The sequence below is a fragment of the Colwellia sp. MB3u-4 genome, assembly GCF_014077065.1.
Taxonomy (GTDB): domain Bacteria; phylum Pseudomonadota; class Gammaproteobacteria; order Enterobacterales; family Alteromonadaceae; genus Cognaticolwellia.
Genome location: NZ_JACGVE010000089.1, coordinates 60,423 through 83,359, shown reverse-complemented (window position 1 = coordinate 83,359; position 22,937 = coordinate 60,423). Strand labels below are relative to the sequence as shown.

General features: G+C 39.3%; 19 protein-coding genes. 14 read left to right on the top strand and 5 right to left on the bottom strand.

Features of this window, described 5'->3' with window-relative positions; genetic code table 11:
* The first annotated feature begins 87 nt into the window (after positions 1-87).
* The 3 genes from H4J61_RS16005 to H4J61_RS15995 all read left to right on the top strand — a co-directional run bounded on the left by H4J61_RS16005 (position 88) and on the right by H4J61_RS15995 (position 3,650).
* The gene (locus H4J61_RS16005) at positions 88-1,512 is read left to right on the top strand and encodes a sigma-54-dependent Fis family transcriptional regulator (protein WP_182186204.1); all 1,425 of its coding nucleotides are present in this window, start codon (positions 88-90) and stop codon (positions 1,510-1,512) included.
* 193 nt (positions 1,513-1,705) lie between these two features.
* Positions 1,706-3,085, top strand: a complete 1,380-nt coding sequence (gene ccoG / locus H4J61_RS16000) for a cytochrome c oxidase accessory protein CcoG (RefSeq protein WP_182186202.1) — start codon at positions 1,706-1,708, stop codon at positions 3,083-3,085.
* Between the two features lie 151 nt (positions 3,086-3,236).
* Complete coding sequence (locus tag H4J61_RS15995) at positions 3,237-3,650, top strand: VOC family protein (RefSeq protein ID WP_182186574.1); 414 nt, start codon at positions 3,237-3,239, stop codon at positions 3,648-3,650.
* Between the two features lie 441 nt (positions 3,651-4,091).
* Here H4J61_RS15995 and metJ read toward each other — a convergent pair whose 3' ends face one another.
* Positions 4,092-4,424: a met regulon transcriptional regulator MetJ gene (gene metJ / locus H4J61_RS15990; RefSeq protein ID WP_182186199.1), complete on the bottom strand. Its 333-nt coding sequence runs from the start codon at positions 4,422-4,424 to the stop codon at positions 4,092-4,094.
* Between the two features lie 233 nt (positions 4,425-4,657).
* Between metJ and metB the strand changes: the two genes are divergently transcribed.
* Complete coding sequence (gene metB, locus H4J61_RS15985; protein ID WP_182186196.1) at positions 4,658-5,815, top strand: cystathionine gamma-synthase; 1,158 nt, start codon at positions 4,658-4,660, stop codon at positions 5,813-5,815.
* Positions 5,816-5,911: 96 nt separating this feature from the next.
* Positions 5,912-8,443: a bifunctional aspartate kinase/homoserine dehydrogenase II gene (metL, locus tag H4J61_RS15980; protein ID WP_182186194.1), complete on the top strand. Its 2,532-nt coding sequence runs from the start codon at positions 5,912-5,914 to the stop codon at positions 8,441-8,443.
* A 191-nt stretch (positions 8,444-8,634) separates the two neighbouring features.
* Here metL and H4J61_RS15975 read toward each other — a convergent pair whose 3' ends face one another.
* A complete protein-coding gene (locus H4J61_RS15975) occupies positions 8,635-9,279 on the bottom strand; it encodes a TorF family putative porin (RefSeq protein WP_259363399.1) in 645 nt (214 codons plus the stop codon).
* Positions 9,280-9,640: 361 nt separating this feature from the next.
* Here H4J61_RS15975 and rpe point away from each other — a divergent pair, with 361 nt between their 5' ends.
* Together rpe and trpS are read left to right on the top strand one after the other, a co-directional pair.
* Positions 9,641-10,312, top strand: coding sequence for a ribulose-phosphate 3-epimerase (gene rpe / locus H4J61_RS15970; protein WP_182137327.1), 672 nt, complete (start codon positions 9,641-9,643; stop codon positions 10,310-10,312).
* 73 nt (positions 10,313-10,385) lie between these two features.
* A complete protein-coding gene (gene trpS, locus H4J61_RS15965; RefSeq protein ID WP_182137328.1) occupies positions 10,386-11,390 on the top strand; it encodes a tryptophan--tRNA ligase in 1,005 nt (334 codons plus the stop codon).
* Between the two features lie 214 nt (positions 11,391-11,604).
* Here trpS and H4J61_RS15960 read toward each other — a convergent pair whose 3' ends face one another.
* On the bottom strand, positions 11,605-12,573 hold the full coding sequence (locus H4J61_RS15960; protein WP_182186191.1) for an FHA domain-containing protein: 969 nt from the start codon (positions 12,571-12,573) through the stop codon (positions 11,605-11,607).
* On the bottom strand, positions 12,564-13,817 hold the full coding sequence (locus tag H4J61_RS15955; protein WP_182137330.1) for a serine protease: 1,254 nt from the start codon (positions 13,815-13,817) through the stop codon (positions 12,564-12,566). Before H4J61_RS15955 ends, H4J61_RS15960 begins: the two co-directional genes overlap by 10 nt.
* Before the next feature lie 587 nt (positions 13,818-14,404).
* On the opposite strand from H4J61_RS15955, the gene H4J61_RS15950 reads away from it, so the two are divergent.
* The 5 genes from H4J61_RS15950 to H4J61_RS15930 all read left to right on the top strand — a co-directional run bounded on the left by H4J61_RS15950 (position 14,405) and on the right by H4J61_RS15930 (position 20,091).
* Positions 14,405-14,635, top strand: coding sequence for a FeoA family protein (locus tag H4J61_RS15950; RefSeq protein WP_182137331.1), 231 nt, complete (start codon positions 14,405-14,407; stop codon positions 14,633-14,635).
* The gene (gene feoB / locus H4J61_RS15945; RefSeq protein WP_182186189.1) at positions 14,632-16,812 is read left to right on the top strand and encodes a ferrous iron transport protein B; all 2,181 of its coding nucleotides are present in this window, start codon (positions 14,632-14,634) and stop codon (positions 16,810-16,812) included. Before H4J61_RS15950 ends, feoB begins: the two co-directional genes overlap by 4 nt.
* Before the next feature lie 155 nt (positions 16,813-16,967).
* Entirely contained in the window at positions 16,968-17,360 is a 393-nt protein-coding gene (locus tag H4J61_RS15940) for an MmcQ/YjbR family DNA-binding protein (RefSeq protein ID WP_182137333.1), read from the top strand.
* Between the two features lie 416 nt (positions 17,361-17,776).
* Positions 17,777-18,799 (top strand): NrtA/SsuA/CpmA family ABC transporter substrate-binding protein, encoded by a 1,023-nt coding sequence (locus H4J61_RS15935; RefSeq protein WP_310650071.1) that lies wholly within the window; start codon positions 17,777-17,779, stop codon positions 18,797-18,799.
* Positions 18,800-18,807: 8 nt separating this feature from the next.
* Positions 18,808-20,091, top strand: coding sequence for a GGDEF domain-containing protein (locus tag H4J61_RS15930; RefSeq protein ID WP_182137334.1), 1,284 nt, complete (start codon positions 18,808-18,810; stop codon positions 20,089-20,091).
* A gap of 319 nt (positions 20,092-20,410) precedes the next feature.
* On the opposite strand, the gene H4J61_RS15925 is transcribed toward H4J61_RS15930, so the two are convergent.
* Positions 20,411-21,298, bottom strand: a complete 888-nt coding sequence (locus tag H4J61_RS15925; RefSeq protein ID WP_182186187.1) for a LysR substrate-binding domain-containing protein — start codon at positions 21,296-21,298, stop codon at positions 20,411-20,413.
* Positions 21,299-21,428: 130 nt separating this feature from the next.
* Here H4J61_RS15925 and H4J61_RS15920 point away from each other — a divergent pair, with 130 nt between their 5' ends.
* Together H4J61_RS15920 and H4J61_RS15915 are read left to right on the top strand one after the other, a co-directional pair.
* On the top strand, positions 21,429-21,887 hold the full coding sequence (locus H4J61_RS15920; RefSeq protein WP_182186184.1) for a DoxX family protein: 459 nt from the start codon (positions 21,429-21,431) through the stop codon (positions 21,885-21,887).
* A 72-nt stretch (positions 21,888-21,959) separates the two neighbouring features.
* Positions 21,960-22,910, top strand: coding sequence for a glutathione S-transferase family protein (locus tag H4J61_RS15915; RefSeq protein WP_182186181.1), 951 nt, complete (start codon positions 21,960-21,962; stop codon positions 22,908-22,910).
* The last annotated feature ends 27 nt before the right edge of the window (positions 22,911-22,937 follow it).

The following is a 22,937-nucleotide window of genomic DNA, read 5'->3' as shown; positions in this document are numbered from 1 at the left end:
CGTTATATCGTGGTTTACGATTAGCCTCGATATTTAGCGTAAATAACGTAGTTTATTCGTGCCTAGTAACTCACTTTAGGAAGATCAATGGATAAAGAAATTAAAGCCTACCTCGCCGATTCTGAACTATTACTAAACGCCGTGGGTGAAGGTATTTACGGTTTAGATACACAAGGGCGCGCTATTTTTATTAACCCTGCTGCAGAGGCCATGACCGGCTGGTCTTACGCTGAACTATTGGGACAAAATATTCATCAGTTTCATCATCATAGCTATAGCAATGGTGAGCCTTATCCTGCTTGTGAATGTAAAATATTCAATACCGCGCTTGACGGTATTTCTCGACAGGTGAGTGGTGAGGTGTTCTGGCGCAAAGATGGCAGTAACTTCCCTGTTGAGTACACCACACGAGCGGTTTATAAAAATAACCATATTATTGGCGCTGTTGCGGTATTTCGTGATGTGAGTCAGCAACAACAAATTGAGTTGGCACTGCGCAGTGCCTTGGAAAATGTACAATCACTTACTGAGCAGCTTCAGGCTGAAAATACCTATCTACAGAATGAGTTAGCGCAAGAGTGGTCGTCTGCTGGCTTGGTGGGTAGCAGCCCAATAATCACCAAAATGTTGGCGCAAGTAGAGCTAGTTGCACAAACTGATAGTACCGTACTTATTTTGGGAGAGAATGGCACAGGTAAAGAATTGGTTGCTCGTAATATTCATGCCTTAAGTCAACGTAAAAACTCTACTATGGTAAAAGTTAATTGTGCTGCATTTACCCCCAGCTTACTTGAATCTGAACTATTTGGGCATGAAAAAGGCGCATTTACTGGCGCTACTGAACGACGCAAAGGCCGTTTTGAATTAGCGAATGATGGCACGTTATTTCTTGATGAAATTGGTGAATTATCCATGGCAGCACAAGGCAAGTTACTACGGGTATTACAAGAGCAAGAGTTTGAACGGGTCGGCGGCAGTGAAACTGTTAAGGTTAATATAAGGGTTATCGCGGCTACTAACCGTGATTTATCGGCGATGATTACCCAAGGTACATTTAGAATTGATTTGTTTTATCGGCTTAATGTTTTTCCAGTTACTGTTCCACCGCTGCGTGAGCGCCAAGAAGATATACCACTGTTATCTCAGGCGATTATCAGCACACTGAATAAAACGCTAGGTAAAAATATCAGTGCTATTAGTAACCGTAGCTTAACTCAATTAATGCAATATCAATGGCCCGGTAATATTCGTGAATTGCAAAATGTACTTGAGCGCGAGATAATTTTAACTAAATCGACTATTCTAAATTTTAACTTTAAAACCTCGTCAAAATCACTTACCCCTCCTGTTATTGAAACCTTAGCACAAGTGGAAACCCGCTATATATTAAGTGTGTTAAAAGCCTGTAAATGGCGCATTGGCGGTGAAATAGGTGCCGCTAAGCACTTAGGCTTACCTGAAAGTACATTACGCTCTCGCATGAGTAAATTGAAAATCGTACGTTCTAACTAATAACTTTCACTATAAAAAATAATATTCAAGGCACGATATATCGCTAATGCACGATATATCGTGCTTTATGGTGGGTGCTGTAAAGAATATAAAGTAATAAATATGTTATTAAACAGTGAGTTAATTTAATTTTATAACTTGGTTCATATTTTGCTATTAGTAACTATCCTAACGTTAGTTTTAGCAGTAAACCATGAAGTTTGATTTTAAAGCAGAAGATTTGATCATTAAGCCCTACAAATCTGAATCCTCAGTCTATGTTCGTCAACAAAAAGGTCGTTATCAGCGTATTCGACAATTCACTGGCTTAGCCTTTGTTTTATTATTTATGTTGATGCCTTGGCTTAATTTTCAAGGTAATCAGGCTGTTTTACTGGATATAGGTAAGCAACAGTTTCATATTTTTTCACAAACATTTTTTCCGCAGGATTTTATCATTTTAGCGGGATTATTACTGGTTAGTTGCTACTTACTTTTCTTTTTAACCACGTGGCTTGGTCGAATTTGGTGTGGTTATACCTGTCCTCAAACCGTATGGACCTTCAGTTTTATTTGGGTGGAAGAATGGTTGGAGGGTACGCGCAATCAACGTATTAAACGTGATGAACAGCCCTTGTCATTAGATACCTTAGCGAGAAAATCAGCCAAGCACTTTATTTGGGGATTAATCGCATTTTTTACCGCAACAACATTTATCAGTTATTTTTTACCGGCCCGCGCAGTGTATCTTGATTTACTACAATGGCAGTGGGATGGCCTGATAACTTTCTGGGTGCTGTTTTTTGCTGTTTGTACTTACGGTAATGCCGGTTGGTTACGTGAAAAAATGTGTATTTACATGTGCCCATATTCACGCTTTCAATCAGCCATGTTCGACAACAATACCCTAGTGGTTGCTTATGATAAATTGCGTGGTGAAAGCCGCGGTGCTCGTAAACGTCACCAGCAGCCAAAAGACCTAGGTTTAGGTGATTGTGTAGACTGTAACCTTTGTGTGGAAGTGTGCCCAGTGGGTATTGATATTCGTAACGGCTTGCAATACGAATGTATTAATTGCGGTGCTTGCATTGATGCCTGTGATCAAACCATGAGCAAATTTAATTATGCTAAGGGCTTAATTAGTTATACCAGTGAAAATGCACTACAAGGTAAAAAGGTTAAATTACTACGGCCGAAAATTATTGGCTATGCTGTTATGTCGGTATTAGCTATGGCGTTTATGATTTTTACTATTCAAGTGCGGGTGCCAGTTGAATTTTCTATTTTGCGGGATCGTGGCACATTATTTCAGCTCGACTTTCAAGATAAGGTGACGAATAGTTACTTATTGAAAATTACTAATAAATCAAAAGTTGATCGCCAATTTAAGATCACAGTATTGGAAAAAGTAGTAAGTTTAAGTGTTGACGGTAAGGTGATGATAAAAGCGGGTGAAATTGCCAGTGTACCTGTACATTTAACGATGCCCCCGGAAAACATCAGCCAAAAAATTACGCCAGTGACACTGACTGTTGCCGTTGATAATATGCCGGATATTAAGGTTGTTAAAGAAACTAAATTCTTTTCAAATTAATTGATTTTTTAGCTAGTGGCTAGTGATTGTGAAAAAAGACCTCTAGGTGAGGTTTTTTTAATTACATCATGCAAAGTGCATTACGGAAGAAAAATACGTTAAAATAGCATGACTTGGACGATGAGTAGTGAAAATGAATAGAGAACAAAGCATGACCAAAACGATCAAACAAAGCATAGCAAATATTGCCCTCGTGGTTGAAGACTATGATGATGCGATTGCATTCTATAGCAAAAAATTAAACTTTCAGCTGATTGAAGATACTGACTTAGGCGGCGGAAAACGTTGGGTGCAAATATCACCACCGAATTCAAATGGCACCAACATACTGCTTGCTAAAGCCAGTAACGAGGAACAAAGCCAATCAGTGGGTAATCAAGCGGGCGGACGAGTATTTTTATTTCTGCAAACCAATGATTTTTGGCGCGACTATCAACAGATGAAAAGCCAAGGTGTCGAGTTTAACGAAGAGCCGCGCGTGGAAGAATATGGCACGGTTGTCGTGTTTAAAGATTTATATGGGACAAAATGGGATTTATTGCAGTTGAATGATGTGACTGGCTAGATTTATCGCTATCAGTTATCAGCCGTCAGTCATGAGTTAATGTAGCTGCTTAGTTAAATTCGATGATATTAAAGTTTCAGTTATTAAGCTTTTTAATGTGTGGACACTATGAAAAATTAAGGCTTAGTAAATCAAAATTATGTAAAGCTGGATGCTGGCCATATGGGTGACGGGCATAATGTTATTTTATTTGAACGACGCTGACTTTAAAAGTCACTTTAATGCAAACTAAAGCAATATCGTTCCAGTTTGAAGAATATTCAAATAGCGCTGATGAACAGAAATAATTATTTTTTGATATGTAGCGGCATACTACAGGCGGTATTTCGCTATATATTTCAAAGCAACTCTTGCTAATCACCCCTATTTTTCAGCAATAAAAAAGGCGCTAATCAGCGCCTTGTTTATTTGCTTGTTGTACTAATTGTTGTGCTACTCGTTTTAATCTTCTAATTCCGCTTCGTGTTCACTAAAGTCAGTTATGCCTTTTGCTTCCAAAGCCCGACGAACACTCGCGGGTAATTTTTGTGTGTTGTCTTTAGCCAAGTCACTATCATCAGGTAATGGTTGGCCAGTAAAAGCATGTAAAAACGCTTCACATAACAATTCACTGTTGGTGGCATGACGCAAGTTATTCACTTGGCGACGTGTACGTTCATCAGTGAGCACTTTTAACACACGTAAAGGGATAGACACGGTGATCTTTTTGACTTGTTCACTTTTCTTCCCGTGTTCGGCGTATGGGTTAATATACTCGCCATTCCACTCTGCCATGAATATTCCTCTATGCTAATTAATTGAGATAAACTTATCGATGTTAAACCTGTCTGGTAGGCCAGTTTATGATAAATTTATTCTTACTACTTGATTTTACTGGTTGTGGGGCCTGAGTCAATAACGAATGTGTAGAAGTTTAGAAGTCTAAAGTACTTGACCCAAGAACTTAAACCATTTAGATTGATAGACGTCCAAACATCTATACAGAAAATATTTTTACCGGAGTACACATGAGCGAGAAAAAAATTGCCACTACCGCTGTTCGAGCAGGTATTAATAGCGACCAACACCATGGCGCTGTTATACCAGCTCTTCACCTTTCAAGCACCTATGCACTGAAAGGTTTTAATGACAAGCGTCAGTTTGACTATTCACGCACCGGTAATCCAACTCGCGCTACGTTTGCCCAAGCTATTACAGATTTAGAGCAGGGTGCCGTTGGCATAGTGACAAATACCGGCATGTCAGCGGTGCATCTTATTTGCCAATTACTTGATACACAAGACACGGTTGTTATTCCGCATGATTGCTATGGCGGAAGTTTTCGCTTATTTACCCATCTTGCCAAGCGGGGTCAGTTTACGCTCGTGGTGGTTGATCAAAACGATCAACAAGCCTTGGCCCAAGCCTTAGCAACAAAACCTAAATTAGTATTAGTTGAATCACCGAGTAATCCACTGTTACGCTTAGTTGATATTGCTGCCATTACCAAACAAGCCCATCAAGTTGGCGCATTAGTGGCGGTTGATAACACCTTTATGTCGCCGGTATTGCAACAACCCTTGTTATTGGGTGCTGATATTGTTTTTCACTCTACCACCAAATACATTAATGGTCATAGCGACGTGGTTGGCGGTGTGCTAGTTACCAAAGAACAAGCCTTAGGTGAAAAACTAGCTTGGTGGGCAAACTGCATTGGTATTACGGGTTCAGCTTTTGATAGTTTTTTAGCTTTGCGTGGCTTAAAAACTTTGCCAATACGGATGAAACAGCATCAAATTAATGCCAATGCCGTGGCAAAATTTTTGCAACAGCATTCGGCTATTCAACAGGTTTATTTTCCGGGTTTAGCCAGCCATCCGCAACATGAATTAGCTAAAAAACAGCAGTATGATTTTGGCGCTATGATGAGCTTTGAGCTTAAAGGTGGCGTTGAAGCGGTTAAAATACTGTTTGATAAACTTGAACTTTTCACTCTGGCACAATCACTTGGTGGTGTTGAAAGTTTGATCTGTCATCCCTCAACCATGACTCATGCTGGGATGGAAATTGAAGCACAACTTACCGCCGGTATTACCCAGTCATTAGTGCGACTTTCTGTTGGTATTGAAGATATTGACGATATACTGGCCGACCTATCTCAGGCACTCGATGCCAGCCAAGCTTAAAGCGGTTATCCATAGTTATCAATGTACTTTGGCTGCGTGTTATATATCAATAATTTAAAGGAGGTATGACAAGGTTGTCATACCTGTGGTAGTAAAATGATCGGTTCAAATACAGCGGTAACGCTTAGTTCTGCAAAAAATCACTTGGCAAAAGTTGCCTGTAATGTCCATAAATTTGGTGGTAGTAGTTTAGCTACCAGTGCTTGCGTTGAACGTGTGGTGGATATTATTCGTCAGCATTGCCAGCTCAATGACATTATTGTGGTATCTGCTAATGGCAATACCACAGATGCATTATTTACTCTTTATCAACTCGCGGTTGAGCTTCAGGAAATAACTTCGCTGAACACTGAGCAAGTGAGCACGAGTAATGACGTAATCACCTTGCGTGAGCATTTACGGGTAACTATTACTGCCCTTGATGCGACGCAAGCTCAGTTAATTGATGAACTGTTAAATGCCAGTAGTGCCGCCAGACTGAAAAGTTTACTCAAGCAAGATGTTGCACAAATAACAGAACATTTACTGAGTGATCCGCTAAGTGCTCCCCTTAGTGATCCATTGAGTTATCAAAATGACTTATTGGCCTTTGGTGAGGTTTGGTCAGCGCGCTTGTTATCTGCGGTATTAAGTGAAAGTGTGTGTCCAAGTTATATGTTGGATGCCAGAGACTTTCTTTTACTAAAAGATGAAAAAAATTGTGCTATTGACTATAGCGTGAGCCAAGAAAACTTTTTACCGCTGCAACAACAAGACCAACTGGTGATCGTTACCGGTTATATTGCGCGTAATCAACAGCAACAAGCCTGCACGTTAGGGCGCAATGGTAGTGATTACTCAGCAACCATAATGGCGGCACTATCAGGCGCGGGCAATGTAACGCTTTGGACTGACGTTGATGGTATTTATAGTGCTGACCCAAGGCTGGTACCCTTAGCGAGAAAATTACACCGTTTACCTAATGCGGTTGCCAATGAACTGGGCCGTTTGGGTAACCCAGTATTACATGCCAAAACCTTGAAGCCATTAACCAACCATAATACCCATTTACATGTTGCCAGTAGTTTTGCACCTGAGGTTAGCGGCACTGAAATAGGCAAGTTTGGCCAAATAGCAAAACAAGAACTTTCAGTCACCAGTTTAAACGATTTAATATTAGCGAAATCAAGCAGCTTTTTAGCTAAGTCTGGCGAATTAGCGGTAAGTGAATTTTCACCGATTTGTTACAATCTTGATGAAGGTTACCTAGTTGTAACGCAGGCCCAACAAAAAGCGCTTAGCCAATGGTTAGCAAGTCATGACACCGAAGTGACCTTTAGGCCAGTAGCGATTATTGCCATTGTGGGTCATAGTGTCGCGAAACAAGGCGATATGCGCGCTAGATTTAAAAGAGCGCTTAAGCATCAACAATGCTTACATTTTTTACATGCCTTCAACGAACACAGTTATATTGCGGTTTTACCTGAGCCATGCTCGAGTGAAATACTTAATAATGTTCACGCGGATATGACCAAAGACGCGAAAAACATTGCCCTTGTTGTCGCTGGATTAGGTAATATTGGCCAACGATTTTTAACCATGTTACCCAAGCAAATAGCGCGTGTGTCAGGCTTAGACAATGTGCACTTAGTTGCCTTAGTTGGGGCCAGTAAAGCCTTAATAAATACCGATGGCATAGATGTCGCTAATGCTTTGTTACATTATCAACAACAAGCGCAACCTTACGACAGTGAGCAACTGTTAACTTGGCTGACTAATCACCCTTATGACGAGTTGATTGTTGTTGATATCACACCCAGTGAAGACTTTAGTCACTTGTATGAAGAATTTTTTGCCCGTGGTATTCATGTTATTGGTGCGAACAAGTGGGCGGCATCTTCAAGCACTGAAAATTATCAGCAATTGCTTAAAACAGCAGAAAAAAATAATAGCTTATGGTTGGGTAATACCACAGTTGGTGCTGGTTTGCCTATTAACTCAAGCATTAAAGAGTTGATGAATAGCGGTGATAAAATAACGGAAATTTCGGGTATATTCTCGGGCACTTTATCCTGGCTATTTCAATTTTATGATGGCACAACGCCATTTTCTGCGCTGTTGTCAAATGCCTTAACGCAAGGGTTGACTGAGCCGGATCCGCGAGAAGATTTATCAGGACGAGATGTACAGCGTAAATTATTAATTTTAGCGCGTGCCGCAGGTTTTGAATTGTCGTTAGCTGATATTGACTGTCAGAATTTAGTGCCAGAGTCATTACGTGATATTAGCTTAGAGGCGTTTCTTCAACGAACGTCTGAGCTTGATGAGTTGTTTTTATTGCGCTTACAGCAAGCACAGGCAAAAGCCTGTGGAATTCGTTATGTTGCTCGCTTTATCAGTGATCATGGTCAAGTGAGTGCGAAAGTTAGCTTGGAAGAATTAAGCCATAACGACGCGTTTTCACAATTAACCCCATGTGATAATGTTTTTCAAATTAAAAGCGAGTGGTATCAAGAAAATGCGCTGATTATTCGTGGCCCAGGTGCTGGACGTGATGTCACTGCGGGTGGTATTCATGCTGATTTAGTCACTATTTGCCAGCAGTTAAATCATCGTCAACAGCAAGTTAAAATCAAAGGGTTAAATTAAACATTTTTGCTAGCAGGAAGTGATGCCAAGGGGTATAAATAGCGTTAAGCAGGAAGGTTAAGTAAAGTTTTGGCGCGATTCGTTATGATCAAAGTATCGCGCCAAATTCATCAGGAAATTAATTAACCTGGGTTTTTATTAGCCATCAAAACAGTGTGTTCTTGTTTTGTTAGCTGTTAATTAGCGAGGTCTTAGAAAGATGTACCTATGCTAAATACTAGGTTTTCGTCACTTTCAGTACCTGATAATTCTTTTGAATTAGCCACAAGCGCAATACCCACGTCGAAACCTGAAACTTCTGTACTGTAACCTGCTTCTAGGTAGTCGCCATCAAAATCGTCACCCCAAGTGCCATAAGTGGCATAAAAACCTTTATGTTCAACCGTTGCAGATAAGAAATCATAGTCTTGGTTTGCAGCACCTTCAACTTCCCACTCACCGACATTATAAGAAAGTGAAAACATGCCGTAGCTTAAGCCTAAGTTTACTTCATTATAAGAAGTATCAAAATCACCGGTATATTGGTAAGTCGTAAAGCCAAGGCTATAGCCTACACCACCCTCGAGTTCGCCGCCGTAACCGCCATAAACGTCTACTTCCAAACCCTCTTGTACGTCAGCTGCCCAAGTGCCAATATAAAAACCACTGTTTTCATAATCAACACCCGCACTAGCAGAGGCGGTGTCTGTTTGTACTATGCCACGGAAAATATATTGTGATACCGCACCCACATTGGCACTTAAGCCTTCTATGTCAGTAGCAGATGCTGACGTTGCTGTAAGTGCAGAAGTTGTTAATATCATCGAAATTGCTAGAGAGGTCATTGTTTTGTTCATGTTTTAGTCCACTAAGTTTTTATAATTACTAAGGACATTGCAAAGACAGTGCCTATTTAATTAAATTTTTATAAAGACTTTGTTTTCAGTGGCTTAGTGATTTTATTGAGGTGTTTCTTGGTTGAGTCAATTGACCATTTTGTACAGGCTTGGTGCAAAAAAAAGACGAATGTACAAAAAAGGTGCACAGCATTGCTGACAATAACCACCCGTATTGAGCTCAATATTGCGTCATGGGCGAAAACTTCAGCGTTAATCTAGCCGTTATTATTGCTTTTAATATCGATTTTTGTGCGGGTTCTCAGTCGCAAAATTATGGTAATTGAGGTAAAGTAGCGAAAATTTTTTTAAGGTTATCATTATGTCTAATTTTTTAATTGCTCCCTCAGTTTTATCGGCAGACTTTGCTCGTTTGGGTGAAGATGTTGCTAATGTGCTCAGCGCTGGTGCTGATGTAATTCATTTTGATGTAATGGACAATCATTTTGTGCCCAACCTGACCTTTGGTCCAATGATCTGTAAGTCATTACGAGATTACGGTATTACCGCGCCGATTGATGTGCATTTAATGGTAAAACCTGTTGATCGTCTTATTCCTGACTTTGCCAAAGCGGGCGCTGATATTATTACCTTTCATCCAGAAGCGAGCGATCATATTGATAGAACTTTGCAGTTGATTAAAGATCACGGCTGTAAAGCAGGTTTAGTGTTAAACCCAGCAACGCCGCTGCATGTGTTAGATTTTGTCATGGATAAGCTCGACGTTATTTTATTAATGTCAGTGAACCCTGGTTTTGGTGGGCAATCTTTTATTCCTACCACCTTAGATAAGTTACGTTTAGTCCGTGAAAAAATTGCGGCCAGTGGTTACGACATCCGCTTGCAAGTTGACGGTGGTGTTAAAGCTGACAATATTGCTGAAATAGCCGAAGCAGGGGCTGACATGTTTGTTGCGGGCTCAGCCATTTTCTCCAAGCCAGATTACAAAGTCGCGATTGATGAAATGCGTGCAGAACTTGCAAAAGTAAAATAAAAAAATATTGATTAAAACACGATTAAATCACGATTAAACCACATTGACATTAAGAAAAGTTGAAGGATAAAAAATGAGTAAACCTATTGTATTAAGCGGCTGTCAGCCATCGGGCGAGTTAACTATTGGTAATTACCTTGGCGCGTTAAAGCAATGGGTGGACATGCAAGATAGCCACGAATGTTATTACATGCTGGTTGATCAACATGCGATTACGGTGCGTCCTAAACCTGAAGACTTACGTAAAGCGACCTTAGATGGTTTAGCCTTGTATTTAGCTTGTGGTGTTGACCCAGAAAAAAGCACCATTTTTATTCAGTCGCATGTGCCAGAGCACGCGCAATTGAGTTGGGTATTAAATTGCTACACCCAAATGGGTGAGTTAAACCGCATGACACAATACAAAGATAAGTCGGCAAAGTCTGAAGCTAATATGAACTCAGGTTTATTTACTTATCCGGTATTAATGGCGGCAGATATTTTATTGTATGGCGCGAACAAAGTGCCAGTTGGCGATGACCAAAAGCAACATTTAGAATTAGCCCGCGATATAGCGACTCGTTTTAATAATCTACATGGTGAAACCTTTAAAGTACCAGAGCCTTATATTCCAGAATTTGGCGCCCGGGTGATGAGTTTATTAGAGCCCACTAAAAAAATGTCAAAGTCTGATACTAACCCGGGTAATTTTATTGGTTTATTAGAAGATACCAAGAAAATTACCAAGAAAATTAAACGTGCGGTAACTGACTCTGACGAGCAAGCCAATATCTATTTTGACATAGCTGAAAAACCAGGTGTGTCAAACTTGTTGTCACTTTTATCGTGCACAACCGGTAAATCAGTGGCTGAACTTGTGCCTGAATATGAAGATAAAATGTATGGTCATTTAAAAGGTGATGTAGCTGAAGCCGTGGTTGCTTTATTAGCGCCCATTCAAGCGCGTTATCATGAATTTCGTAATGACCAAGCTTATCTAGATGAAGTGATGCGCAAAGGTGCTGAAAAAGCCTCTGCGCGTGCGAGTAAATTGCTTGCTGAGGTTTATCAGGCGGTTGGCTTTATTGCTAAGCCTTAATCTCTGCACTACTCATGCTGACGAGTTATTAAACTAGCGACTAAGTCAGTCACTAAGTAAATCACTAAGTCAGTCACTAAGTCAGTCACTTAGTAAATCAATAAGTAAGTCATTAAGTCAGACATAAAAAAGCCGTCGTATTTACGACGGCTTTTTAGTTTTTATTTTTCAATGCAGTCTTAAAGCTGTTTAAGTGTTTAGGGCTGAATGACTGCTATTCTTTATTATCTTCAGCGGCCTCTTTCGTTACTTTTTCAAATAACTTAGCACTGTCACTGACAAAGTTTTCAACATCACTGCTCGGTGTAAACAAAAAGGCTGGCGACATGATGGTGGTGTCAAACTGCGGCCGGGGATTAAAGTCGGGTTGTTTACTTAATTGGACGATAAAACTACCGCCAAATAACAACAATACCAAACATAAAGACACGAAACTTCTGCGTTTTAATGTCATATGAAAGCCGACGTAACAGTTGAGCCAAAACAAACAAAAAGCCAGCAACAAAGGAACAATGGCGAGCAGCCATAACATTGAAGCGTTGCTTGAGGTATTAAAGTGCACAATGTTTTCAAAAATATCACTGAGCCACATTAAGTTGAAGAAGATATAGCTAATACCCATTTGGGTCCAAAAACGGCCATCGTGTTTGGTTAAATGCGACACTAAAGCAATACCAGCTGGCCATAAGGCAAAACCTAGCGTTAAGCCGATGGTGGGCACGAGTATTTGCGTTAAGCTAACTTCGTTAACATTGTTTAAATTAATAATCCAACCGCCAATAAAGGCAAATAAGGTCATGCTTAACGCCACTACCATAGGGTGACGCGCTAAGTTAATTAAGCCTTCAAACGGGCTAATCGCTATGCTTTTTGAAACCGGATGGCTGGGAAAGACAAAACGAACTTGGCTTTTTCCAATGGTGATAATATCGCCAGAACGTACTTGGTGTTGAATAACGTTGTCTTTACTGTTTTCAAGATAACTACCGTTAATTGAACCTTGATCATTAACTAGCCAATGTTCACCATTAAAATGCAGTTGCAGATGATCAGCGCAAACGTGAGGGTCACTAATGATAATATCGTTATCGTAACCGCGGCCAATGCTAATGTTATTTGAGGCAAACTTGTGGCGGCTTAATAATTTATGACCATGACTGATTTCTTCAATGATTATTTCCATGAAACCGACTCCATAAATTTAGCTAGAAAGGCTAATGAGGTTTCTTGTGCCACACCTGAAATCGTAAAATGGCTGAGCAATGCGTATTGTTCGTGATCTACCGAGATGGCAATGTAGAGCACATCGTAAAGTGCGGGGAAGTCTTTATAAGCGCGGGTACAAAATACTGCTTTATTCTTAATATTACTGCTGTTGGGCGTAACGATATCATGGTGGCATTGATATTCAGTAACATCATCTTTACCGGCTTTATTACCTGGCGCGGCTTGATTTAACTGACGTTCAAAAATATGGTAAAACTTAGTGCTACCAATTTTATCTGATTCCATATAGCGGTATTCCATTTCTAACGAACCAGTAAAAAAGTCAGAAGAAATGTAAGTGTTCTCATCTAGGTCACAATTAGCAACAGCTGCCATAATTTGTGCGTCGGTTTTATCTGAGTTGGATTCACCCCAACAACGTACAAAAGGTACGTCAACGGTTGGAATTAAGCCTCGACCCAAAGGTTTCAGTTGCCAGTCACTGTTTAGTATTGTGGTGATTAACTTTTTTTGATTTTGCATAAGTTGTGCAGCCATTTGCTGCTCAATACTTTCTGGTGGGCTATTTTTATAGGCTTGATAAAGCTCAAGTAGCTTGTCGTGCGGCACTAAAAAGCCAATTTGATTACCCGAAGTAGCGACATTAATACCAACAACTTCGGTATTTTTGTTAACCACTGGGCCGCCACTCATACCTGAGTTAACCGAGCCAGTAAAATGAATGCGGTCATTAAATGATTCATTTTTTAAACCATTATAAGTGCCGGGCACGACTATCATGCCTAAATCATGTGGGTTACCTAATGAATATAGTTCTTCACCTTTAGTCGGGGCTTGTTGGGCCAGCTGAAAAAAGGGCATTTCAGCCGTGACTTCACGTTGCACTATGGCGAGGTCATTAATGACATCAACACTTTTTAAGGTTAATGGCGCTTGGTTACCTTGGTTGTCTAAATATTCAATCTTGTATTTATTGGGATGACGGGCAAAACCGGAAATAACATGATAATTAGTAGCAATAAGGCCACTGCTGCTAATTTGAAAACCCGAACCAATGGATGATTTTTCACCACTGGCTTTGTCAATTAAGCGAATTTGATAAAGTGATGGGGCCAGTTGTTTAAAAATTTCTTCGGCCTGCTCAGCTGCGAAACTTAATGTACTAAAGCACATAAGTAGCAGAGCAAAAATAGCTTTCATTGCATATCCTTTTGTATTATTACTTTGGGAACTGTTTGATATTTAGGCAAAGCAGAACTTGTCTGACTACCATTGTGCCAGTGTAATCAAATTTGTCATCTTTTATCCGACAATATGACTATTTTGCTTGATGCAATGCACTAGTGTAACGGGATGAAAAAAAGCCACGATGAATAGCTAAACTAATTTGCGCTATTTGCATATCCGTTTAATACCTGTAGAAGCTTATGAAACTAATAGGCGTCTATTTAAGCAGTAACATCTTTAGATGATTAGGTTTATCACTGGCATTACATTTGTGTTCTTTTTGTCTGCAGATAAGCGAAATAAAGTCATATGGTTATTGTTCCAGATTAACTACAAGTGGCGAAATTTTTATTGGTGAAATACTCGCAATCACCCTAGCAGATTATTGTGATGAACAGCCAAATTGCTCTGGTGTGTTTTAACCAACATAAGTGGCTAATAATTTAATGAAACGGGTATCAGATCAAGCTAACGTTAAAACGTTTATTTAATATCTTGTTGTCTGCTACTAGTTTTAGTATGATTAAATGATAATTGTTATCATTTAGATATAGACTACTATGACCTTATACGAATTACCCCTTAATCAACCAGCTCATATCAGTTATTTACCGGCAAACTTTGCGTTAAGTGCGCAGTTAATTGAACAGGGCTTCGCCTTGAAAAGTGAAATATCACTAGCCCATAAAGCGCCTTTTAACGGTCCACTTGCCTTTCATTTGCATGGCACAAAAATGTGCCTGCCAGCGACCATTGCCAAGCAAATTAACATTAAGTTATTAACCAAATGATCGAACAAAATATTGCACTGGTCGGCTTTGCTAATTCAGGCAAAAGCACACTTTTTAATGCCTTGGCGGTGGCAAAACAGAAAACAGGTAACTGGACAGGTGTCACAGTTGCCGCCAAACAGCAGCAATGTCAGCTAAATAAAAAACTGACATTACTGTCTGATTTACCTGGCATTAGCTCTTTAGCGCAGCGAAGTCAGCAAAGTAAAGATCTGTCGGTTACCCATGACTTTATTAAGCAAAATCACATTGATTGTTTAATTAATGTGATTGACGCCACACAACTTAAGCGCCAGCTGTATTTAACTACACAGCTGCTTGAGCTTGGTTTACCTATGATAGTGGTGCTAAATAAATCAGACCGTAAAGAAGCCGCTAATATAGATTTGCAAAAACTGTCTGCTCAGTTAGGTTGCCCAGTAGTTACTGAAAATAGTGTGGGAAAACATGCGGGCAAAAAAATTACTGCCGCATTACAAAATATTCCTAGCCCGCGGGTCGCTGGGCATTTATTGACCCTACCCGAAGCATTAGCGGATTACTCAGGCATGCCACTTGAATTAGAACGCCAAGCTTGTGGCAACACACCAGGCTGCCAATCAACTGATAAAAAGGCTATGGCGGTCATGCAAGCAAGGTATGACTTTATTTATCAACTGGTTGCTGACGTGGTTACGGCCCCCAGTAATAATGCTCAATTTAGTGACAAGTTAGACCGTTGGATGTTGCATCCGGTTTTAGGGGTACCGATTTTTTTAGTGATGATGTACTTGCTCTTCATGTTTGCGATTAATGTTGGCGGTGCATTTATTGATTTTTTTGATATTTTAGCGAGCGCAATATTTGTTGATTATCCACAACACTTTTTAAGCGCTTTTAACTTACCCGCCTGGCTAAGTACTATTATCAGTGGTGTCGGTTTAGGTATTCAAACCGTGGCAACATTTATTCCTATTATCGCCAGTTTGTTTATTGGTTTGTCATTACTAGAAAGCAGTGGTTATTTAGCCCGAGCTGCATTTGTGGTTGATGCCGCGATGCAAAAAATTGGTTTGCCGGGTAAAGCCTTTGTGCCATTAATTGTTGGTTTTGGTTGTACCGTGCCGGCGGTGATGGCAGCGCGCATTTTGGATAATGAAAGAGAAAGAATCACCACGATAATGATGTCACCATTTATGTCTTGCGGTGCTAGATTACCGGTTTATGCCTTATTTGCGGCGGCTTTCTTTCCAGAGTCAGGGCAAAACTTAGTATTTTTGTTGTACCTTATTGGCATTGCTGCTGCGGTATTGACTGGGCTGATGTTAAAGAAAACCATTTTAATGGGTAAAAACTCTATTAATATTATGGAATTACCTTTGTATGAATGGCCCAAGCTGTCATATTTGTGTAAACGGGTATGGCAACGTACACGCTCTTTTATTGTTGGCGCGGGTAAAACCATCATAGTGGTGGTTTGTGTTTTAAACTTCTTTAATTCTTTAGGCACAGACGGTGAATTTGGTCACCATGACACACAAGACTCTTTGCTAAGCAAAAGTGCGCAGGTGCTGACACCCTTGCTTGCGCCCATGGGGGTTAAAGAAGATAACTGGCAAGCCAGTGTCGGTATTATTACTGGGCTATTTGCAAAAGAGGCGTTAGTGGCTACTTTTAATAGTTTATATTCACCGGTTTCACAAGCGCCAACAGCACCCGATTCTATGCCAGTATTATGGCAGCAAGCGCTAGCCAGTATTAGCGATAATTTACAAGGCATAGCAGCAGATGATCCCTTAGGTACTGACATTGGTGATGTGTCTAGCGTAGAAGTTGCTGCACAAGCACAAGGCGTTGAACAAAGTACCATTACCATTATGCAAGCCGCTTTTGCGGGTAAAATTGGCGCATTTTGTTATTTGCTTTTTATTTTACTTTATACGCCATGTGCGGCGGCAATGGGGGCAATTAAAAATGAAGTGGGTACACGTTGGGCAATGTTTGCCGCATTATGGAGTTTTACGTTAGCCTACTTATCGGCAGCAGGATGTTACCAACTTGCGGTGTTTTCATCACAACCTGTTCACTCGTTCATCAGTATTGTGGTGATCATGGCAGTATTTTTTAGTATATATTACGGTTTAAAACGAGCAGGTAAAAACATTCTGACCATACCTACGTTGGTTTCTTATCGTTAACACTCAGGCCTTTAATTATCGTTACGTCATCAATTCGACTGATATAGCACCTGATAACGCTATCTTTGCACAACATAGCGTTATTTATCTTGTCGAACATTACTAAACAGCTTAGGCTATATTGAATCTTAGTTGTAAAAAGCAGTATTGAAAATATGGATAACATACAAGCAAAGCGTTATTTACTGAATAAAACTGAAACTATTGAATATACTCCATTTGGTCCTGATGTGAGTGTTTTTAAAGTAAAGCATAAAATGTTTGCGACATTATCGCTAGGCAAAGGTAATGAAAAAGGCACTAATGGTAAAATGGCAGGGCATTATTGCATCAACTTAAAATGTGACCCTGACGAAGCCGTTATGCTACGTGATGTTTTTGATGCGGTTATACCAGGTTACCATATGAACAAAACGCAATGGAATACGGTTATTTTAGATGGTTCAATTCCACAAGGTGAAGTGGAACGCATGATTGATAATTCCTATATGCTAGTAGTAAACAAGATGCCCAAGCAAGACCAGCAGTCGCTGCTAATGCCTTTATAAAATTAACATTAGCGCTAAAAAAGCACCAAACTGATGAATGGTGCTTGCTAACCTGAACTATTAAGCTGATGGCCTTAAATCTAGCTAAGACTAATGCTATTAGTCCTGAATCCAAAACCAAAACCAAAACCCAAAATAGCCAACGCCATAGTATTGAGCTTACAGACCTTGTCTGCAATAACTGCTCCCCATTGCATTTACATACAATTTGCTGAATCGTTAACCTGACACTCACCTTGTTTTTAACAATATCATCAATTCAACCTTGTAATCATGATGCTTTTTGTATTCTTGAGTGTCTCCACCACACAATTAATTTATGCCACCTAAATACTGTTATTTTAAATAAAGCTCAATACTTATGCTGTATTTGTTGCTAAATTAACATCAGGATAAGATAAAACAACAGGCTGATAGTGTTGAATCTAAAATACCCCTTGGTATCTTCTATAACCTTACTCATTATTTTGGGGCTTGGGATCTTGTCTTTTAATCTACAAAGTTTTTGGCATCAGGACAAATACTCGGTGATTATTGCGGTTTCTAAAACTCCTTTGTCTACGCCTTTTTATATTGCTAAAGCGATAAATGCTTTTGATGACACCTGCGTTAGGGTTAAGTATGAGCAGGTAATAGGAGGTAAATCTGCATTTGATAAGGTGATGAGTGGCGAGGTTGATTTTGGCACAAGTTCTGATTCGGTTATTGCTTTTCAAAGTTTGACTACGCCATCATTTGTCAGCCACGCGATGTTTGTCCAATCTGATAATGATGTGAAATTAATTACCCATTCTGCCGATAACATAAAATCAGCCTTGGATCTAAAAGGTAAAAAAGTGGGTGTTACCCAAGGTACTGCCAGTGAATATCTGTTAAGTACACTTTTAGCGATTGAAGGCTTAACTATGGCTGATGTGAAGTTATATTATGATAAACCGCCACAATTGCTACAAGCTTTTAGTCGTGATGAGGTTGACGCTATTGTGTCTTGGGAGCCCTTCGTTTTTCAATTGTTGCAAGCACTTGATAAAAAAATAAAAATTCATGATACCAAAAGTTTAAGCACATTGAGCTTTAATTTAATTTCTCAAACCGCAGACAGTCAAGGGGTAGAAAAAGCAAAATGTGTCATTCAAGGACTACAAACTGCCATCCATTACATTGCTTCGCATCCACAAGCCGCTAAAAAAATAGTGATAGATGAGCTAAATTTAGATCCCGCATTTATTGACTGGGTGTGGCCTGATTATATTTTTAAGCTCGGATTGAATCAATCATTTATATTAAACATTAGATCTCAAGCACTATGGGTAGTGGAAACACAAATGAGAGTATCTAATAGTGCGCCTAACTCATTGCGCTTTGTTGATAGTAGGGCATTGCTACAGGTCGATCCTGGAGCCGTAGATATACCGCTGCAGATATTCCCCGGTAAATAAGGTTTTTTATGAAGATAAGCTTACAGCAACATATTTACTTTTTTACCCTGAGTACCGGTTTATTGTTCACTGTACTTGTGGGGAGTATTTTATGGTCCACTCAAGTAGTAGAAGTCGCTTTAGAACGAGAACAGTATGCCAATAAAGTTGAAAATCATACTAACATTTTAAAGCAATTGCTTATCAATGAAGACATTTATGCCAGCGATTACAATACCGATAATTGGCTGGTTTTAGACCGTAAATTTAATGAGTTACTGAGACGTAATCCTAGCTTGACACCAGAACAACAAACCATTCAAAACAGTATTGAAAGCCAGAATAAGAATGTACAAAGGTTATTTAATACCATCAATAAAAATCAACTAAAAAATGCCGATGAGAAAATTAAAAAGCATTTAAAAACCAGGTTGATAACGCAATTAGAAGCTATTCGATCTGACACAATACAGCTCTCCAGCATAGTTCAAAAAGACATTGCAAACGTTATTAAGCAGCAGATCATATTTATTCTATCTATACTCGCACTTAGCCTTTTTATTCTAGTTTATGGTGCGGTTAAATTAGTTAAAATTTTTAGCACATCACTCAATGAAGTCAAAACAGCCTTTGAAAAAAATCGCAGTGGTAACTTTCAAAAAATACAACTTTCTAATCAATCAGAAGAGTTTAATGGTATCGCTAATGCCTTTAATAACATGAATAAAGAATTGAGTGAAACAACGATTTCTTTAGAGTCAATGACCAAAATTGTTGCAGAAAGAACTCAAGTATTAGAGCAACTATCTAACACCGACCCTTTAACCAAAGTGGCCAATCGTCGGGCACTGTTTGAACGAGGCAATGACGAGTTTTCTCGTGTACAAAGAAGCAAAAACCCATTGGCTGTCATTTTGTTAGATTGTGATTTATTTAAAAATATAAACGATCAGTTTGGTCATTTATTCGGTGACGAAATTTTGAAAAATATTTGCAAAGTTTGCACTGAAGAAATACGCAGTATTGATTTTTTTGCTCGTTATGGCGGCGAAGAATTTATCATTATTTTACCCGATAGTGGTGTCAACGCCGCAGTAGAAACAGCCCATCGTATTCAACACGCTTTAGCTGATCATTGCATAACATATGAAGGTGAAGATATTTTTGTGACTGTCAGTATTGGTATTTGTACTGTTAATGATCAACATATTGATTTCGAAAACTTAATAAAAGATGCGGATTTAGCTATGTATCAAGCCAAGGAAAATGGCCGCAATAGAATTGAAGTGTTTGGCGATAGTATCGTTGATTAATTGTAACATCAGTAATGGTCATTATCTCAATACGTGCGTAGTAAGTGTGAGGAGTAAGTTAGGCTCATTCATTCTTTTAAACATAGCCCTCAAACCACAGTATTGAAGTTAGCCTTTGCGAACGTGATAGAGCTTACTGTTCTACCGCTTATTGTTCTACAGCTTATTGTTCTAAAAAAACATTCTAAAAAAGCATGCTAAAAATTATTGCAAAGCAATTGGTTATTAGTGTTTATTAGTGTTTATGAGTTAGGTGTATTGTATCTAGATATTAAAGGGCTTTAATATCTATTCGATTATGTCATGCTTAAAACTAGTTTTAACACCTTGATAAAATTGTGATTAACTTATTTAAGCCCTTGCCTTTGTTCGTTATTTTCCATGCCATAAACAAGTCTTGAGGTGGACGTTCTTCCGCTAGTTTGAGCACAATAAGCTCGCCTGACTCAATGTGATCTTGGATCAGGTTTTTGGGTAAATAGCCAATACCAATTCCGGCAATAATAGCGGCAGTTTTGATGGCAATAGAGCTGACAAAAAAATGTTGGCTACCTGCAATCATATTAACCGACCATGGAATTTGATGCTGTGCTGAGTCATGAACAACCACATTTCTATAGCCTGATAACTGTTCTAATTTAATCGGCTGCTTAATAAGTGATAACTCATGTGCTTTATTGACCACTAACACACTGTTTAACTCAGCTATTTTTATTGCTCGGATACCTTTTTGATTAGGTACCGGTGCAGGGGCGCCAATAACCAAATCAACTCGGTCGTCAATTAACGCTTCCCACGTTCCGTTCATCACCTGTTCTTGCACATCAATCTCAATACTGTGATGTGCAGCTAAAAAACCTTTTATGCCATTAAAAATAGTTTTTATATCCATAATTGAATCACAAGCAAGACGAATTTTTGGTTCCCAGCCATTAGCAATGGTTTGCGTTTGCTCTGACAAGGTATTGATCGCACTCAAGACTTTGCGCCCCTCAGACAGCAAATGTTTGCCTGCTGGCGTAAGAACAGCACGACGACCTTGGCGCTGAAATAGTGTGACATTTAACTGCTCTTCAAGCTTCTGCACAATATAAGAAAGCGCTGAAGGCACTTTATTTAATTGCTCTGCTGCGGCCGCATAACTGCCACGAGTTTCAATGGCGTCTAATACAAGTAATGCTTCTAGGCTGATAGCGGGTGTCTTCATGTTGTTTAATCCAAACGCTTAATTGTTCAAATTATTTGAACATAACAAACAAATACTAGGGGTTATTCAACAGCAATTCAACTTATACAATAGCGACATACTTAATTAACAACACTTAAAGGCATTTAGCATGGCAATTACCAACATTATTAATAGCATCACTAAAACTGAACAATCTTTATCACCATTACCACTACGATTAATCGCAGGGCTTATTTTCATCGCTCACGGTGCGCAAAAATTATTTGCTTGGTTTGGTGGTTATGGCTTAGAGGGTACAGGCCAGTGGATGGAATCGATAGGGCTTACGCCAGGCTTTTTAATGGCATTGCTGGCCGGTAGTGCTGAATTTTTTGGTGGCTTATTACTCATCGTGGGTTTTCTCATTAGACCGACAAGTTTTGTTTTAGCCGTTACTATGATAGTTGCCATTTTTAGTGTCCATATAACGAGTGGCTTTTTTATCAGTAATAATGGCTATGAGTTTGCTTTAGCGCTATTAGCTATAACTCTTGCCTTATTTATTCAAGGTGGCGGTAAATACTCAATAGATAACACAATTTATCGCCAGTTAAACAAAAATGCTTAACTGGCGCTTACTATCTTTTATCACAAGCATTAGCCATGCTATTGGCTAAAGAAAAAAATTTAGGAGTTTATTATGGGATTAATTGTTAACGGTAAATGGGTCGACCAATGGTATGACACCAATAAAAGTAAAGGACAATTTGTACGTCAAGATAGTCGTTTTAGAAATCAAATATCAGCCGCAGAAAATAGTCAATTTAAACCCGAGGCAGGTCGCTATCATTTATATGTTTCATTGGCTTGTCCTTGGGCACATAGAACCCTAATCTTTCGCCAATTAAAGCAACTCGAAGATGTTATTTCGGTCAGTGTTGTAGAAGCCGCTATGATGGAAAATGGTTGGGAGTTTGGTGAAAAAGGTGATCCGCTTTATCAGTTAAAGTATGCCTACCAGTTATACTTAAAAGCAGATCCCAGTTACCAAGGCCGTGTTACTGTGCCTATTTTATGGGACAAAAAGACCCAAACTATTGTTAATAATGAATCAATTGAAATCATGAGAATGTTTAATTCAGCATTCAATGAATTAACCAGTAACGTTGATGATTATTACCCACTTGCTCAAAGATCAGCAATAGACAACGTGAACGCCCGTATTTATGACAGTATTAATAATGGGGTTTATAAAGCAGGGTTTGCCACCACACAAGTCGCTTACAATGAGGCTTACCAAGCCTTATTTGCTAGTTTAGACTGGCTAGAAGATCTTTTATCAACACAGCGTTATCTCGTGGGTGAAAACATTACTGAAGCGGATTGGCGTTTGTTTACTACCCTGATTCGTTTTGATGCGGTATATCATGGTCACTTTAAGTGTAATCGCGAAAAATTGATTGAGTTTCATCATATTAGTAACTATGTTAATGAGCTTTATCAAGTACCTGGTGTGAAAGGAACGGTTGATCTGGAGTACACGAAAATCCATTACTACGCGAGTCATTTAACGATTAACCCTACTCGTATTGTCCCTTTAGGTGCGCGCCAACACTTTGATGCACCACACGATAGAGACCGTCAATATTAAGGGCTAAAAAGTGTTAATCGTTTAACT

Excerpts from the sequence above, each read along its gene's own strand:
- H4J61_RS16005 (WP_182186204.1), top strand. The coding sequence starts at position 88 with ATGGATAAAGAAATTAAAGCCTACCTCGCCGATTCTGAACTATTACTA.
- rpe (WP_182137327.1), top strand. The coding sequence starts at position 9,641 with ATGTCTAATTTTTTAATTGCTCCCTCAGTTTTATCGGCAGACTTTGCT.
- H4J61_RS15925 (WP_182186187.1), bottom strand. The coding sequence starts at position 21,298 with ATGAAGACACCCGCTATCAGCCTAGAAGCATTACTTGTATTAGACGCC.
- metB (WP_182186196.1), top strand. The coding sequence starts at position 4,658 with ATGAGCGAGAAAAAAATTGCCACTACCGCTGTTCGAGCAGGTATTAAT.
- H4J61_RS15950 (WP_182137331.1), top strand. The coding sequence starts at position 14,405 with ATGACCTTATACGAATTACCCCTTAATCAACCAGCTCATATCAGTTAT.
- feoB (WP_182186189.1), top strand. The coding sequence starts at position 14,632 with ATGATCGAACAAAATATTGCACTGGTCGGCTTTGCTAATTCAGGCAAA.
- H4J61_RS15995 (WP_182186574.1), top strand. The coding sequence starts at position 3,237 with ATGACCAAAACGATCAAACAAAGCATAGCAAATATTGCCCTCGTGGTT.
- ccoG (WP_182186202.1), top strand. The coding sequence starts at position 1,706 with ATGAAGTTTGATTTTAAAGCAGAAGATTTGATCATTAAGCCCTACAAA.
- metJ (WP_182186199.1), bottom strand. The coding sequence starts at position 4,424 with ATGGCAGAGTGGAATGGCGAGTATATTAACCCATACGCCGAACACGGG.
- H4J61_RS15920 (WP_182186184.1), top strand. The coding sequence starts at position 21,429 with ATGGCAATTACCAACATTATTAATAGCATCACTAAAACTGAACAATCT.
- H4J61_RS15955 (WP_182137330.1), bottom strand. The coding sequence starts at position 13,817 with ATGAAAGCTATTTTTGCTCTGCTACTTATGTGCTTTAGTACATTAAGT.
- H4J61_RS15975 (WP_259363399.1), bottom strand. The coding sequence starts at position 9,279 with ATGAACAAAACAATGACCTCTCTAGCAATTTCGATGATATTAACAACT.
- H4J61_RS15930 (WP_182137334.1), top strand. The coding sequence starts at position 18,808 with ATGAAGATAAGCTTACAGCAACATATTTACTTTTTTACCCTGAGTACC.
- H4J61_RS15915 (WP_182186181.1), top strand. The coding sequence starts at position 21,960 with ATGGGATTAATTGTTAACGGTAAATGGGTCGACCAATGGTATGACACC.
- trpS (WP_182137328.1), top strand. The coding sequence starts at position 10,386 with ATGAGTAAACCTATTGTATTAAGCGGCTGTCAGCCATCGGGCGAGTTA.
- H4J61_RS15940 (WP_182137333.1), top strand. The coding sequence starts at position 16,968 with ATGGATAACATACAAGCAAAGCGTTATTTACTGAATAAAACTGAAACT.
- H4J61_RS15960 (WP_182186191.1), bottom strand. The coding sequence starts at position 12,573 with ATGGAAATAATCATTGAAGAAATCAGTCATGGTCATAAATTATTAAGC.
- metL (WP_182186194.1), top strand. The coding sequence starts at position 5,912 with ATGATCGGTTCAAATACAGCGGTAACGCTTAGTTCTGCAAAAAATCAC.